Annotated in this window: 14 protein-coding genes and 1 pseudogene; 5 read left to right on the top strand and 10 right to left on the bottom strand. The window is 54.3% G+C overall.

All coding sequences use genetic code 11. From position 1 onward, the window contains the following. Nucleotides 1-14: 14 nt before the first annotated feature. The 3 genes and pseudogenes from thrL to yjjY all read right to left on the bottom strand — a co-directional run bounded on the left by thrL (nt 15) and on the right by yjjY (nt 1,517). Nucleotides 15-83 (bottom strand): thr operon leader peptide, encoded by a 69-nt coding sequence (thrL, locus tag GKAS_RS25560; protein ID WP_072129079.1) that lies wholly within the window; start codon nt 81-83, stop codon nt 15-17. A 205-nt stretch (nt 84-288) separates the two neighbouring features. After that, entirely contained in the window at nt 289-975 is a 687-nt protein-coding gene (locus GKAS_RS12330; protein ID WP_035894580.1) for a tRNA/rRNA methyltransferase, read from the bottom strand. Between the two features lie 400 nt (nt 976-1,375). After that, nucleotides 1,376-1,517 (bottom strand): annotated as a pseudogene (gene yjjY / locus GKAS_RS24845) (YjjY family protein). A gap of 96 nt (nt 1,518-1,613) precedes the next feature. On the opposite strand from yjjY, the gene arcA reads away from it, so the two are divergent. Beyond that, nucleotides 1,614-2,330: a two-component system response regulator ArcA gene (gene arcA, locus GKAS_RS12320; protein WP_015966004.1), complete on the top strand. Its 717-nt coding sequence runs from the start codon at nt 1,614-1,616 to the stop codon at nt 2,328-2,330. Between the two features lie 39 nt (nt 2,331-2,369). Here arcA and creA read toward each other — a convergent pair whose 3' ends face one another. After that, nucleotides 2,370-2,861 carry a protein CreA gene (creA, locus tag GKAS_RS12315; RefSeq protein ID WP_035894578.1) on the bottom strand — a complete coding sequence of 164 codons (492 nt, stop codon included), beginning with the start codon at nt 2,859-2,861 and terminating at the stop codon, nt 2,370-2,372. A 211-nt stretch (nt 2,862-3,072) separates the two neighbouring features. On the opposite strand from creA, the gene robA reads away from it, so the two are divergent. Further along, a complete protein-coding gene (robA, locus tag GKAS_RS12310; protein WP_035894577.1) occupies nt 3,073-3,942 on the top strand; it encodes an MDR efflux pump AcrAB transcriptional activator RobA in 870 nt (289 codons plus the stop codon). Here robA and gpmB read toward each other — a convergent pair. Then, complete coding sequence (gene gpmB / locus GKAS_RS12305) at nt 3,939-4,586, bottom strand: 2,3-diphosphoglycerate-dependent phosphoglycerate mutase GpmB (RefSeq protein WP_035894576.1); 648 nt, start codon at nt 4,584-4,586, stop codon at nt 3,939-3,941. The two genes, robA and gpmB, sit on opposite strands and share 4 nt — an antisense overlap. Before the next feature lie 53 nt (nt 4,587-4,639). Here gpmB and yjjX point away from each other — a divergent pair, with 53 nt between their 5' ends. Further along, nucleotides 4,640-5,158: an inosine/xanthosine triphosphatase gene (gene yjjX / locus GKAS_RS12300; protein ID WP_035894575.1), complete on the top strand. Its 519-nt coding sequence runs from the start codon at nt 4,640-4,642 to the stop codon at nt 5,156-5,158. A 25-nt stretch (nt 5,159-5,183) separates the two neighbouring features. On the opposite strand, the gene trpR is transcribed toward yjjX, so the two are convergent. Both trpR and sltY read right to left on the bottom strand, forming a co-directional pair. Further along, the gene (gene trpR, locus GKAS_RS12295) at nt 5,184-5,507 is read right to left on the bottom strand and encodes a trp operon repressor (RefSeq protein WP_035894574.1); all 324 of its coding nucleotides are present in this window, start codon (nt 5,505-5,507) and stop codon (nt 5,184-5,186) included. 63 nt (nt 5,508-5,570) lie between these two features. Then, a complete protein-coding gene (gene sltY, locus GKAS_RS12290; RefSeq protein WP_035894573.1) occupies nt 5,571-7,508 on the bottom strand; it encodes a murein transglycosylase in 1,938 nt (645 codons plus the stop codon). 344 nt (nt 7,509-7,852) lie between these two features. Here sltY and ettA point away from each other — a divergent pair, with 344 nt between their 5' ends. Beyond that, nucleotides 7,853-9,520, top strand: coding sequence for an energy-dependent translational throttle protein EttA (gene ettA / locus GKAS_RS12285; protein ID WP_035894572.1), 1,668 nt, complete (start codon nt 7,853-7,855; stop codon nt 9,518-9,520). Between the two features lie 52 nt (nt 9,521-9,572). On the opposite strand, the gene nadR is transcribed toward ettA, so the two are convergent. The 3 genes from nadR to serB form a co-directional block, all read right to left on the bottom strand. After that, a complete protein-coding gene (gene nadR / locus GKAS_RS12280) occupies nt 9,573-10,799 on the bottom strand; it encodes a multifunctional transcriptional regulator/nicotinamide-nucleotide adenylyltransferase/ribosylnicotinamide kinase NadR (protein WP_035894571.1) in 1,227 nt (408 codons plus the stop codon). Between the two features lie 119 nt (nt 10,800-10,918). Beyond that, on the bottom strand, nt 10,919-12,301 hold the full coding sequence (gene radA, locus GKAS_RS12275) for a DNA repair protein RadA (protein WP_035894570.1): 1,383 nt from the start codon (nt 12,299-12,301) through the stop codon (nt 10,919-10,921). Nucleotides 12,302-12,311: 10 nt separating this feature from the next. Further along, nucleotides 12,312-13,283: a phosphoserine phosphatase gene (gene serB, locus GKAS_RS12270; RefSeq protein WP_035894569.1), complete on the bottom strand. Its 972-nt coding sequence runs from the start codon at nt 13,281-13,283 to the stop codon at nt 12,312-12,314. A 106-nt stretch (nt 13,284-13,389) separates the two neighbouring features. Between serB and GKAS_RS12265 the strand changes: the two genes are divergently transcribed. Continuing rightward, a complete protein-coding gene (locus tag GKAS_RS12265) occupies nt 13,390-14,022 on the top strand; it encodes a YtjB family periplasmic protein (RefSeq protein WP_035894567.1) in 633 nt (210 codons plus the stop codon). The last annotated feature ends 2 nt before the right edge of the window (nt 14,023-14,024 follow it).

Genomic DNA, 14,024 nt, shown 5'->3' with positions numbered 1-14,024 from the left:
GTTTCCTGTACGCGTCAGCCCGCACCGTTACCTGTGGTAATAGTGGTGGTGGTAATGGTCATAATGCTGCTGATGCGAATCATGGATGTTGTGTGCTCTGTTATTTCTCTGTCTGTATACCTATATTGGTTAAAGTATCTGTCCATCTAAGTCAATGAATTTTTAACTTCGTCACGTTCCGCAACCACTTCACATCAGCCCAGACAACTACCGATAAACCACCACAATAGCCATAAGTTAAGCAAAATGTTGGGGTATAACACCATACGTAAACACGATGACAGAATTTTACTCTGGCATATTTTTTTCAATATCATGCAGCAAACGATGCAACATTGCCGTATCGCGATGCGTTAGTAAGCCAATACGCTGTTGCAGCCAGTCAGCCATTTTTACATCTCCGGCGACATCCAGGCGTGCAAGCAAAGCGGTGACACGGGCCCTTAACGCAATCAGCTGATTCTCGTCACCTTCCGTTGCCGTCGGGTTCGCGGTTTGTAACAGCGAGGAGAGCTGATAACAATAAACCATCACCGCCTGCCCCAGATTTAACGAAGGGTAATCTGCCACCATCGGTACGCCGGTCAGCACATCGGCCAGCGCCAGTTCTTCGTTGGTCAGCCCGGAATCTTCGCGGCCAAACACCAGCGCGGCGTGCCCCATCCACTGTGCTTTTTCTTGAAGCATCGGCAGCAGTTCCTGCGGCGTCGCGTAGTAGTGAAAGCGGGCGCGGCTGCGGGCGGTGGTGGCGACGGTGAAGTCCACGTCGTGCAGCGCTTCTGCCAGCGTCGGGTAACACGTGATGCCATCAATGATATCGGTCGAACCGTGAGCCACCCATCGGGTTGCGGGCTCAAGGTGTGCCACGCTGTCCACGATACGTAAATCATGGAATCCCATCGTCTTCATTGCTCGGGCGGCAGCACCGATGTTTTCGGCTCTTGCTGGAGAAACCAGCACAATAGATAAGCGCATTTAAAGTTCTCTTAATTTCCTGTTATCGGGCAATAATGTGATGTACTTCAACATATTGCGCAGCGCGAATTTACAAAATTGCAACAAAAATCACTGAAATGATGTTTCATAACACATAAAAGAAGCTAAACTATTCAGGGTGAAATTATCAATTTAGAATGTTAACAGAAGCAGCATATCTCTATGTTTATACGAACTATTTAGATTATCGTAAAACAATAACAATTGGATTCACCAAATTTATCAGTTAACCTGTGCAACTACTTGAGTTGTGGAAAAAATGTGATAGCCGTTATCATTCCGGAGCGATGATTTCACCAAACTGTTAACGTGCTACAATTGAACTTGATATATGTCAACGAAGCGTAGGTTTATTGGCGGTCTGGTGCCTCTTTACCTGTTATGTTGCTGTTAAAATGGTTAGGATGACAACCGTTTTTGACACTGTCGGGTCCAGAGGGAAGAGTACCCACGACCAAGCTAATGATGTTGTTGACGTTGATGGAAAGTGCATCAAGAACGCAATTACGTACTTTAGTCATGTTACGCCGATCATGTTAATTTTCGACATGCATCAGGCAGGTCAGGGACTATTGGTACTTCCTGTTTCGATTTAGTTGGCAATTTAGGTAGCAAACATGCAGACCCCGCACATTCTTATCGTTGAAGACGAGTTGGTAACACGCAACACGTTAAAAAGTATTTTCGAAGCAGAAGGCTACGATGTGTTCGAAGCGACCGATGGCGCGGAAATGCATCAGATCCTGTCTGAAAATGATATCAACCTGGTGATCATGGATATCAACCTGCCAGGTAAAAACGGCCTTCTGCTGGCGCGCGAACTGCGTGAACAAGCGAACGTCGCCCTGATGTTCCTGACCGGTCGCGACAATGAAGTCGACAAGATCCTCGGTCTGGAAATTGGTGCAGATGATTACATCACCAAACCGTTCAACCCACGCGAACTGACCATCCGTGCGCGTAACCTGCTGTCCCGTACCATGAACCTGGGTACCGTCAGCGAAGAACGTCGTAGCGTTGAAAGCTACAAGTTCAACGGTTGGGAACTGGACATCAACAGTCGCTCTCTGGTGAGCCCGAACGGTGAGCAGTACAAGCTGCCGCGTAGCGAATTCCGCGCGATGCTGCACTTCTGCGAAAATCCAGGCAAAATTCAGTCTCGTGCTGAACTGCTGAAGAAAATGACCGGCCGTGAGCTTAAGCCACACGACCGTACGGTTGACGTCACCATTCGTCGCATCCGTAAGCATTTCGAGTCTACGCCGGATACCCCGGAAATCATCGCCACTATCCACGGCGAAGGTTACCGCTTCTGCGGCGAGCTGCAGGAATAAGACAACAAAACGGCGCATTCAGCGCCGTTTTTTTTACCCTTATTTTGCCGCCGCCGGCACTTCAGCCCACGGCATGATAGGTACGGCACTAATCGCATTTTTCGGCGACCCATCAACCACCTTGTCGGAATAGGCAAGGTAGGCCAGCGTGTTGCGTTTTGCATCGTAGAAACGAACGACCTGCAGTGATTTAAACACCAGCGACGTGCGCTTCTTAAAGACCACCTCACCTTCCGCTTTGCCGTTCTTAATTTTATCGCTCAGCTCCACCGGCCCAACCTGCTGGCAGGAGATGGCGGCATCGGAAGTATCTTCCGCCAGACCTAGCCCACCTTTGATGCCACCGGTCTTGGCACGGCTGACATAGCAGGTCACGTTTTTGACATCCGGATCGTCAAAAGCTTCCACCACGATTTTATGATCGGGGCCAAACATTTTGAAAACCGTATCAACAGAACCAATCTGCTCAGCGTGAGCGCCCAGGCTGGAGACGCCCAGCAACAGGCCAGCCATTAATTTCTTGTATTTCATATTGTTACCATTTTCGTTAATTGCGTTGATGAATTATTCAACATCCACCAGGAAAGTGTTTTAAGATCACAGCATTACAAAAATAAGCGTTATTTCTAATGTAAAAACGCACTTATGCACAAAAAAAACACTCAATGCTAAAACAGCAAAAGATGCTATTATCCGCTACTTTGGTAACAGGCACCTAAGAAATTAAGGATGAGGGCATTTTATGGATCAAGCTGGGATTATTCGCGACCTCCTCGTTTGGCTGGAAGGACATTTAGATCAGCCTTTATCGCTTGATAATGTGGCAGCAAAAGCGGGTTATTCCAAATGGCACCTGCAACGTATGTTCAAAGACGTTACCGGCCATGCCATTGGTGCATATATTCGCGCTCGCCGCCTCTCTAAATCAGCCGTTGCGCTGCGCCTGACTGCGCGCCCTATCCTTGATATCGCTTTGCAGTATCGCTTCGATTCACAGCAAACCTTCACCCGTGCGTTCAAAAAGCAGTTCTCGTTGACGCCAGCGCTGTATCGCCGTTCTCCAGACTGGAGTTCGTTCGGCATGCGCCCGCCGCTGCGCCTGGGTGAGTTTACGATGCCGAAGTACGAGTTTGTGACGTTGCCGACCACGCATCTGATGGGTGTCACCCAGAGCTATACCTGCAAGCTGGAAGAGATTTCCGATTTCCGCCAGCAAATGCGCATACAGTTCTGGACCGATTTCCTCGGCAACTCCCCGTCTCTGCCGCCGATTTTATACGGCATGCATGAGCCGCGCCCAAGCCTGGAAAAAGATGATGAACAAGAGGTGTTCTACACCACGGCGTTGACGCCAGAGTTGGCGAATGGCCATATCCACAACGCGCATCCAGTGACCCTTGAAGGCGGCGAATACGTGATGTTCACCTATGAAGGGCTGGGAACGGGTCTGCAGGAGTTCATTCTGACCCTGTACGGCACCTGTATGCCGATGCTGAATCTGACGCGTCGCAAAGGCCAGGATATTGAGCGCTTCTTCCCGCAGGATGAAGCCCGGAACCAGGAACCGCCGATTATGCTACGCTGCGAGTACCTGATTCCGATCCGTCGCTAACGCTGTAACTCATCCAACGCAGGGGCGTCCAGATGTGAGATGTCCCCTGCCGTTTCAACTATCCAGCCAGGCGCCAGCCACAAACTTTCCTGATAATCCACTCGTGAGATAGAGCAGTTACGCAGACGTAAGCGGCGTTCCGCATGGGCAGGCAGACCCAGGATAGTGCTGACCAGGCAACCCAGCGCAATACCATGGCTCACCAGCAGCGGTCGACTACCTGCAGGCAAGTCGAGACAGGCATTTAACCCAGCACGCATGCGCTCGCTCAGCTCCTGCATTGACTCACCTTCAGGAATACGTCCGTCCGGCGTACCGTTGACCACCAGCCGACGCCACGCTTCTTCTTCCGCGCTGAGCGAGTCGAGATGACGCTGTTCCAGTACGCCCATATCAAGCTCGCGCAGACGCGCATCGAACGTCACGCCGCAGCCGCAGGCATCCGCAATGATCTCGGCGGTACGACGCGTACGGCCCAGATCGCTGGCAATGACATGAGTGATACCGTAGGTGCGTACACGCTCACCGACCTGGACGGCCTGCTGCTCTCCTTTAGCCGTCAGGGGGCTATCGGACTGGCCTTGAATACGCCTTTCGGCGTTCCACTGCGTTTCGCCATGGCGAACAAGATATACCTGTAACATGTTTTTTATCCGTTATACTGCGATGACATTTTATTAGCTGAGTTGTGTAGATTATGCATCAAGTTGTCGCTGCTACCACCAATCCTGCCAAAATTCAGGCTATTCTTGCCGCATTTGACCAGATTTTTGGTGAAGGATCCTGTCAAATCACGCCGGTTTCCGTCGATACCGGTGTACCCGAGCAGCCGTTCGGTAGCCCTGAGACGCGCGCAGGCGCACGCAACCGCGTGGCTAACGCACGTGAAGCCCATCCTAATGCAGATTTTTGGGTCGCCATTGAGGCGGGAATCGACGAAGGCGCGACCTTTAGCTGGGTGGTGATTGAGAGTGGTGAACAGCGCGGTGAAGCCCGCTCCGCCACCCTGCCGCTGCCGGAGGCTATCCTTGAGCAGGTACGCGCTGGAGAAGCGTTAGGACCGGTCATGTCGAAGTACACCGGCATTGATAAGATTGGCAACAAAGAAGGCGCGATTGGCGTGTTCACCGCGGGCGTGCTCACCCGCAGCAGCGTGTATCATCAGGCGGTGGTGCTGGCGCTCAGCCCCTTCCATAACGACCTGTATCGTCGGTAATTGCCGCACTATTACCGGATGCGGCTTAGGTTTTTGGCAGGGTTTGTTCCAGCCACTGACGCAGCTCTACCGGCGCTGATTTCAGGCTGTTGGATCCACGCGTGATCGTCGCGATCCCCGCACCGAGCTCGTTTTTCAACTCGCGCTGGCTCATCTCTCCGCGCAGCAGCTCTTCAATAATACGCACGCGAGTTCCCAGCGCTTCACGTTCGTCTGGGGTCATTATCAGATTGAGTAGCGGCAGCGCGAGTTCATCGGTATACGCCAGACGCAGAAGCTCCACAAAGCGAAGCCACTCCTGGTTGCGCTGCTCAGCCACCGTGGCTGAATAAGGGGATTGTTGGGTCATCTCGGGCCACCATGTTATGCATGTACTCTTAAACGAGTACAAGCATAACACAGGTCTTACGCATCAGTAACGTCGTTGCCACTCATTGCTGCTAAGCACATCCTCTTTCTGCCCCATAAAGTGACGATAATAAGCGTCATAGGCCAGCACGTTCTTCACATAGCCACGGGTTTCGGAGAACGGGATGCTTTCGATAAACGCCACCGCATCAATACGCCCCGCGCTGTTGCCAAGCCAGGTGCGTACGCGTCCAGGCCCGGCGTTATAGGCCGCCGAAGCAAAGATACGATTGTTCTCGAACTGCTGATAAACGTACTGCAGGTAGCTGGTACCAATATTAATATTGGTTTCCGGGTCCAGCAGCTGTGCAGGGTTGCTGTAGCCCGACAGATTAAACATCTTCACCGTGTGGGTCGCGGTGCCCGGCATAATCTGCATCAGACCGCTTGCCCCGACCGGCGATTTCACCTTCGGATTCCACGCGCTCTCCTGGCGAGCAATCGCCATCGCATAGCTTTGTGGCACATCTTTACCCGACGTGTAGCGCACAAACAGGTCGTTATAGGCTAACGGGAAACGCTCCTGCAGGTTATCCCACAGCCTACCGGCGATGGTCGCCTGCACGCTGAGATCCCACCAATGCTGGTCAAAGGCGTAGCGCGCCAGTTGAGCCTGCTCGGTCTGGCTGCGACTGCTCACCAGGTTCGCCCATTCGCTGCGTGCAGTGTTGTCCTGATTCCAGTACATCAGCTCGCGCACGCGCGCCATTTCCGCGCCGCCGGTTAGCGTGGAGGAGATAGCCCCTGGGGCTTTATCGATACGCAACGCATACGGCTCACCAAGACGCTGCGCGGCGACCATCGGATAAAAACCGCGTTGCTGCATTAAAGAGAGCAGAATGGTACGAGCTTCATCATCACGCCCCCGCTCCATCAGCAGATCGGCCTGCCAGTAGCGCCACTCGTCTTTCTCTTTGGCTTCCATCGGTAAACGCGCCAGCCAGGTGTTAAGTCCGCTGCGATCGCCAGTGCCTAACGCCATGCGTACGCGGCGTTCAACCAGCGACGTTGATTGCGAGCGCATGATGGCGTCATCACGCCAGCGCGCCTGATCATCGGTCACGTCATTGCCCATCAAGCGCCAGGCGACGATATCGCGCAGCGCCTGCGTTTGTTCCTCGTTAAGCTGCTGCGCCTGTACCAGCGTCGGGATCATCAGGCGCGCATTTTCGACGTCCTGACGCGCCACGCTGCTGAAAGCGACCGCTGCCAGCTGGCGAGTAAATTCCGTCGCACCGGTTGAGCGAGCGAAGGTCAGTACGTTGTTAGGGTTGTTCGCGAGATCGGTAATGGCCGAGGCGATGGTCTGGTATTCCGGCGGCATCTGCGAGGCAAGCGCCTTCACCAGCCCGGTATTACCTGCCTGCATCGCCAGACGAATACGTTCAAGATAGGCCAGCGGGTCCTGAGTGCCAGAAGCCCGCCAGGCGCCAAACAGCTTATCGCAGGCGTTCGGACGGTTCTGCCCCGTCAGCCACAGCGTTTTCGCGCCATCCCAGGCGCCCTGAGTATCCCCCACGGAGTACCTGGCATAGTAGTAGTTACACTGCGCTTCCACCGTTCCCGGCTTCTCCGGACTGAAGGCCAGCAGCCCGCGCCAGTCTTCCCGGCGGGCCAGCTCGTTCACGAAGCGGTTTCTTAAAGTGCGCGCAGGCGGAAGCGTAGGGTTCGCCTGCACGAAGTTGGTCACCGACAGCGCCGGTGTATTCATCAAATCGCCCGACAGCTGGCGATACTCCAGATAGGGGTACAGCGGGTAATCACGCAGAGTCGGCATCAGTTGGTCGACGACATCCATCTGGCCATTATCCCAGGCCTGTTTAATTTGCGCATAGCGATTGCGCTGTTCATCCAGCGAATCGGCGCGGGCAACGCTGCTGATAGTCAGCAGACAGAAACCGGCGGCCAGCAGACGCCACGTCAATTGTTGGGCTTTTTGCACAAGCTCTTCCTCGTTGTCACGTTACGTCAGTACAGCATCATGCCGCGTAATCAATTGATGCTAACCATTGAATAAGAAATGTTCCACGCAATGCACACTTTTTTACGTTTTATTGGGACATCGACACAGCAGAATTTGCCTGCTGGGATTGGACGGGGAAAACAGCTACACTTCGCCTTTGAAAAACTCTATTCATCACCTACCCTAAATAATTCGAGTTGTAGGAAGGCGGCAAGGGAGCGAGTCCCCCGGAGCGTACATAAGTACGTGACTGGGGTGAGCGAGCGCAGCCAACGCATCTGCAGCTTGAAGTATGACGGGTATATAAAAGAGGCGAAGTCCACGTGGCTCAATTCGTTTATACCATGCATCGTGTCGGCAAAGTGGTTCCGCCGAAACGTCATATTCTTAAAAACATCTCGCTGAGCTTCTTCCCTGGCGCAAAAATCGGTGTTCTGGGCCTGAACGGCGCGGGTAAATCTACCCTGCTGAAAATTATGGCCGGTATCGATACCGATATCGAAGGTGAAGCTCGCCCACAACCGGGCCTCAAAATTGGTTACCTGCCGCAGGAACCAAAGCTGAACCCTGAACATACCGTACGTGAATCCGTTGAAGAAGCCGTTGCCGAAGTGGTTAACGCGCTGAAAGGCCTGGACGAAGTGTACGCCAAGTACGCTGAACCAGACGCCGACTTCGACAAGCTGGCTGCCCAGCAGGGTAAGTTCGAAGAAATTATCCAGGCGCACGACGGTCATAACCTGAACGTGCAGCTTGAGCGCGCCGCTGATGCGCTGCGTCTGCCGGACTGGGACGCTAAAATCGAAAAACTCTCCGGTGGTGAACGCCGCCGCGTCGCGCTGTGCCGTCTGCTGCTTGAAAAGCCAGACATGCTGCTGCTCGACGAACCTACTAACCACCTGGATGCGGAATCCGTCGCCTGGCTGGAACGCTTCCTGCACGACTTCGAAGGCACCGTTGTGGCGATTACCCACGACCGTTACTTCCTCGATAACGTTGCCGGTTGGATCCTCGAACTCGACCGCGGTGAAGGTATTCCGTGGGAAGGTAACTACTCCTCCTGGCTGGAGCAGAAAGATCAGCGTCTGGCTCAGGAAGCTTCTCAGGAAGCGGCTCGCCGTAAGTCCATTGAGAAAGAGCTGGAGTGGGTTCGTCAGGGCGCGAAAGGCCGTCAGTCTAAGGGTAAAGCCCGTCTGGCACGCTTTGAAGAGCTGAACAATACCGAATACCAGAAGCGTAACGAAACCAACGAACTGTTTATCCCACCTGGCGCACGTCTGGGCGATAAAGTCGTTGAAGTGAGCAACCTGCGTAAATCCTACGGCGATCGCGTACTGATTGACGACCTTAGCTTCTCCGTACCGAAAGGCGCTATCGTTGGTATCATCGGCCCGAACGGCGCGGGTAAATCCACCCTGTTCCGTATGATGTCCGGCCAAGAACAGCCTGACAGCGGCACCATCACGCTGGGCGAAACCGTGAAGCTGGCCTCCGTTGACCAGTTCCGTGATGCGATGGATAACAGCAAAACCGTATGGGAAGAAGTTTCCGGCGGGCTGGATATCATGAAGGTTGGCAACACCGAGATGCCAAGCCGTGCGTACGTAGGCCGCTTTAACTTCAAAGGCGTCGACCAGGGCAAACGCGTAGGCGAGCTGTCCGGCGGTGAGCGCGGTCGTCTGCATCTGGCGAAGCTGCTGCAGGTTGGCGGCAACATGCTGCTGCTCGATGAACCAACAAACGACCTGGATATCGAAACCCTGCGCGCGCTGGAAAACGCCCTGCTGGAGTTCCCGGGCTGCGCGATGGTTATCTCGCACGACCGTTGGTTCCTTGACCGTATCGCTACCCACATTCTGGACTACCAGGATGAAGGTAAGGTTGAGTTCTTCGAAGGTAACTTTACCGAGTACGAAGAGTACAAGAAACGCACGCTGGGCGCAGATGCGCTGGAGCCGAAGCGTATCAAGTACAAGCGTATTTCGAAGTAATACCCTTAAGGCGAATGATGAAAATCATTCGCCTTACTTCTTTCCGCCTCGCTTAATCCCCCATCAGCTCTTTCACCAGCTCCACGCAGCGCAGGAACCGGGAGTCGTAGTCTGATTCTTCGACATGCACAAATTCGATGTTGTTCTTTTCAAGCAGAGAGACCAGCAAAGTCTGGAACTCCTTGCGGTCAACCGAACTCCCCAGGCTGCGCAACCCATCCGCCACCCACGGAGTATTGTTTTCCAGCAGGATAACCAGGTCGAAGCGGTACTCGTCAATTAGCGCCTGAACAAACGGGTGTTCACGCCCCTCATACTTCTTACAGAACGCCTGAGTGCTGACAAAATCGGTATCGATAAACGCCACTTTGTTAGCGTACTTCACCGCAAAATCGATGTACTGAGCATGTCCCAGCGCGATTTTGTCGTAGTCGGAATACTGTAACGCCATCTCGTCGCCGCCCAGGTGCGAGAAAACGTAGTCTCGCCCATATTCCCAGGCACTGGTGGTATTAAAGATATTCGCCAGCTTGTTCACCAGCGTCGATTTCCCGCTGGACTCACCGCCAAGAATCGCCACCGTACGCACGAAGAACGGTTTCACTTCGGTTGGAATGTAATCCCAGTAGCGGAATGGGTTCTCACGAATCTGCGACCCGCTGATGTTCATGAAAGTACGTTTTGGGTCAATTAACACCGTTTCAATACCGAGATGCTCAAGGTACTGCGGCGCATCGGCTTCTTCTGAGGAGTAAATCCAGTTGGGCGCGATACCCTTCTCTTCCATAAACGTTTTTATGCCCGCGCTCCACACATCCCAACCGTGCGGATAGGGCTCCATGCCCTCTTCATTGAAGGCGTGAATACGGATGTTCTTCTGGTACTTGAAGGTTTGCAGCAGCCAGCGCAGGCGGTCTGACACCGTCGGCTGCTGCGACATGGCGCTATCTTCAAACAGCGCGCGGTCGCGCGTGTCGTCATAGCCCATGATGATATGCAGCTCATCAACCTGGCTACAGGCGCGCTGGATCAGGTAGATATGCCCCGTATGCAGTGGGTAAAACTTACCGAATACCACGCCAATATTTTTCTGCTGACGCGGGAACTCCAGTCCAAGAAAGCGGTGCAGCGCTTCAAGCTTTTGCGCGCTCGGGCTTTTAATTTTGGCGTTGAGAAGCTGGCTTAAATAGCCCTTGGTCATGCCGCTGGCGTCAGCGACCTGCTGTAACGTACAGCCTTTCTGACGGATTGCGGTTTTGAGATAGTCGAACGACGACACAAGAGCCTCCTGCTAAATTGGGGTAAACCATCTACCCATTATACAAAAAACCCGGATGTACTCACGGTACTCTCCGGGGAAAAAGACCGGCGACACAGTACGTCGCCGGTGGTCAAACATTAAAGTTCGTCAAAAACGTCCAGCGCGTCGGCGAGTTTTTTCACGCCAAAGACCTTCATGCCTTCCGGAATCTTCTTCGGTACGTTAGCCGCAGGAACAATCGCGCGGCGGAAACCATGCTTAGCGGCTTCTGAAATGCGCTCCTGTCCGCTAGGGACGGGACGAATTTCACCGGCCAGCCCGACTTCGCCGAAGACCACCAGATCCTGCGGTAACGGTCTGTCCCGTAGGCTGGAAACCATCGCCATCAGCAGGGCCAAGTCTGCGCTGGTTTCCGTCACCTTCACGCCGCCCACCACGTTAACAAACACATCCTGGTCTGCCATCTGTAGCCCGCCGTGACGGTGCAATACCGCCAGCAGAATCGCCAGGCGGTTCTGTTCCAGACCCACAGCAACGCGGCGAGGGTTGCCCATCATGGAGTGATCCACCAGCGCCTGAATCTCGACCAGCAGCGGGCGCGTACCTTCCCATACCACCATCACCGAACTACCGGAGGTCACTTCGTCACCGCGGCTCAGGAAGATGGCGGAAGGGTTACTCACCTCGCGCAGACCTTGTTCGGTCATGGCGAATACGCCCAGTTCGTTCACCGCACCAAAACGGTTCTTATGGCTGCGCAACGTACGGAAGCGCGAGTCCGCATCGCCGTCGAGCAATACCGAGCAGTCGATACAGTGTTCGAGCACTTTTGGCCCCGCCAGCGAGCCATCTTTCGTCACGTGGCCGACCATAACAATCGCCACACCGCGCGTTTTCGCAAAGCGCGTGAGATAGGCTGCGGTTTCGCGCACCTGCGCCACGCTGCCCGGCGAGGACTGAATATCCGCCATGTGCATCACCTGGATGGAATCGATAACCATCAGCTTCGGCTGCTCTTCTTCCGCAATCTGGCAAATCTGCTCGATGCTGGTTTCGGAAAGCATATTCAGGTTCGCGGTTGGCAGCCCAAGACGGTGCGCGCGCATCGCGACCTGCTGCAACGACTCTTCGCCGGTGACGTACAGGGTTTTCATCTGCTCGGCGAGCTTGCACAACGTTTGCAGCAGCAGGGTCGATTTCCCGGCTCCGGGATTACCACCAATCAAAATGGCGCTACCCGGCACCACACCGCCGCCCAGCACGCGGTCAAACTCTTTAAAGCCGGTGGAAAAGCGCGGCAGCTCTTCCAGACTGATGTCCGACAGTTTTTGCACCTTTGCGACGCCGGCATTACCAGCGTAGCCGCTCAGGCGCTCGTTACGTGCGACCGTAGGGGAAGCCGCAACACGCACCTCGGTGATGGTATTCCAGGCATGGCAGGCGCTACATTGCCCCTGCCAGCGCGGATAATCCGCACCGCACTCATTACAAACAAATGCGCGTTTAGGAGCTTTCGCCACGTTAACCTCTTTATTTCTGATTCATGCTGCCGGAGAGAATGCAGAACACCCCCATCAAATCGGCATGACGAATAGTGACTTCCGTCTGTTCGTTCACTTTTGGTTTGGCATGATACGCAATCCCCAGCCCGGCTTTTTTGATCATCGGCAGGTCGTTGGCACCATCGCCAATCGCCACCGTCTGAGCATGGGGAATTTCATGTTTCTCAGCCAGTTGCAGCAAAGTTTTCGCCTTATACTGCGCGTCGACGATATCACCCACCACTTCGCCCGTCAGCTTACCGTCGCGAATGCCCAACTCATTGGCCACCGCCGCGGTTAAACGTAGTTTATCGCGCAGGTGATCGGCAAAGAAGGTGAAGCCGCCGGAGGCAATCGCCACCTTCCAGCCCAGCGTTTCAAGCTTCAGTACCAGTTGAGTCAGCCCCGGCATCAGCGGCAGGGTTTCACGCACCTGACGCAGAATGTCAGCATCGGCATCTTTGAGCGTGGCAACGCGTTGGCGCAGGCTGGCGCTGAAATCCAACTCACCGCGCATCGCGCGCTCGGTCACTTCCGACACCAGCTCACCGGTACCCGCCAGCTTGGCGATTTCATCGATGCACTCAATCTGAATCGCCGTGGAGTCCATATCCATCACCAGCAGACCCGGCGTACGCAGATGTGGGATTTTGCCCAGCGGGGCAACGTCCAGCCCGGCATCGTGTGCCAGGCGCGTTGCGCGCGGCGTTAACGACCCCGCCAGGCGAATAACCTGATAGTCTTCAACACACCAGGCCGCGACAATCACCATCGCCGCCCCCAGCTTGCGCTGATAGGTGGTGAGGCTCGCTTTATCCAACCCGCGGCCATAGAGCAGCCAACCGCTGCGACCGGCGTGGTAATCCAGCGGCATAACCTCATCACCGCTCAGGGAAAGCGGCAATCCAGGCCACAGGGAGACATCTTCAGGCAAGTCGCACCAGGTCAAACTGTTTGGCATTACAGCTCCAATCTTCTCTATATTAAGCCCAGGAAAATAACGCATGAGGCTACCTTGTAACCAGCGCTTCTGGCAACATTAAGCTGTAAATTTTCAAAGGTGGAATATGGTTCGCGCAAAACTGAAATTTCGACTGCATCGCACCGCGATTGTCCTGATCTGTCTCGCTCTGCTGGTGGCATTGATGCAGGGCGCCTCCTGGTTCAGTCAACAAAGCCAGAAACAACGAAATCCGCAGCTTGAAGAACTGGCCAGAACGCTGGCGTTTCAGGTGTCGCTCAATCTTGCGCCGCTGATGAAAAGCGAAACGCCGGATGAAAAAAAGATAGGCCAGTTGCTTAATCAACTCACGACCAAAAGCCGAATCCTGGACGCTGGCGTGTATGATGAACAGGGTGATTTGATTGTCCGCACCGGTGAACAGGTCGATCTGCGTGACCGCCTGGCGCTGGACGGTAAAAAAGCGGGCAGCTACTTTAATCAGCAAATCGTCGAACCTATTCAGGGGAAAAATGGCCCTCTGGGCTATCTGCGCCTGACGCTGGATACTCACACCATTGCCACTGAATCCCGTCAGGTGGATAACACCACCAACATTCTCCGCCTGATGCTGCTGCTGTCGCTCGCTATCGGCGTGGTACTTGCCCGCACGCTGCTGCGCGGCAAGCGCACCCGCTGGCAGCAGTCGCCGTTCCTGCTCACCGCCAACAAACCGGTGCAGGACGAAGATAAAGATTAATC

The sequence above is a fragment of the Kluyvera ascorbata ATCC 33433 genome (genome assembly GCF_000735365.1).
Lineage (GTDB): Bacteria > Pseudomonadota > Gammaproteobacteria > Enterobacterales > Enterobacteriaceae > Kluyvera > Kluyvera ascorbata.
Note: the sequence above shows the minus strand (reverse complement) of the source record. Positions and strands in the feature narration are given on the sequence as shown.

Bases quoted from the DNA above. Each gene is read 5' to 3' on its own strand.
- GKAS_RS12330 (WP_035894580.1), bottom strand. From the start codon at position 975: ATGCGCTTATCTATTGTGCTGGTTTCTCCAGCAAGAGCCGAAAACATC.
- arcA (WP_015966004.1), top strand. From the start codon at position 1,614: ATGCAGACCCCGCACATTCTTATCGTTGAAGACGAGTTGGTAACACGC.
- creA (WP_035894578.1), bottom strand. From the start codon at position 2,861: ATGAAATACAAGAAATTAATGGCTGGCCTGTTGCTGGGCGTCTCCAGC.
- robA (WP_035894577.1), top strand. From the start codon at position 3,073: ATGGATCAAGCTGGGATTATTCGCGACCTCCTCGTTTGGCTGGAAGGA.
- gpmB (WP_035894576.1), bottom strand. From the start codon at position 4,586: ATGTTACAGGTATATCTTGTTCGCCATGGCGAAACGCAGTGGAACGCC.
- yjjX (WP_035894575.1), top strand. From the start codon at position 4,640: ATGCATCAAGTTGTCGCTGCTACCACCAATCCTGCCAAAATTCAGGCT.
- trpR (WP_035894574.1), bottom strand. From the start codon at position 5,507: ATGACCCAACAATCCCCTTATTCAGCCACGGTGGCTGAGCAGCGCAAC.
- serB (WP_035894569.1), bottom strand. From the start codon at position 13,283: ATGCCAAACAGTTTGACCTGGTGCGACTTGCCTGAAGATGTCTCCCTG.
- GKAS_RS12265 (WP_035894567.1), top strand. From the start codon at position 13,390: ATGGTTCGCGCAAAACTGAAATTTCGACTGCATCGCACCGCGATTGTC.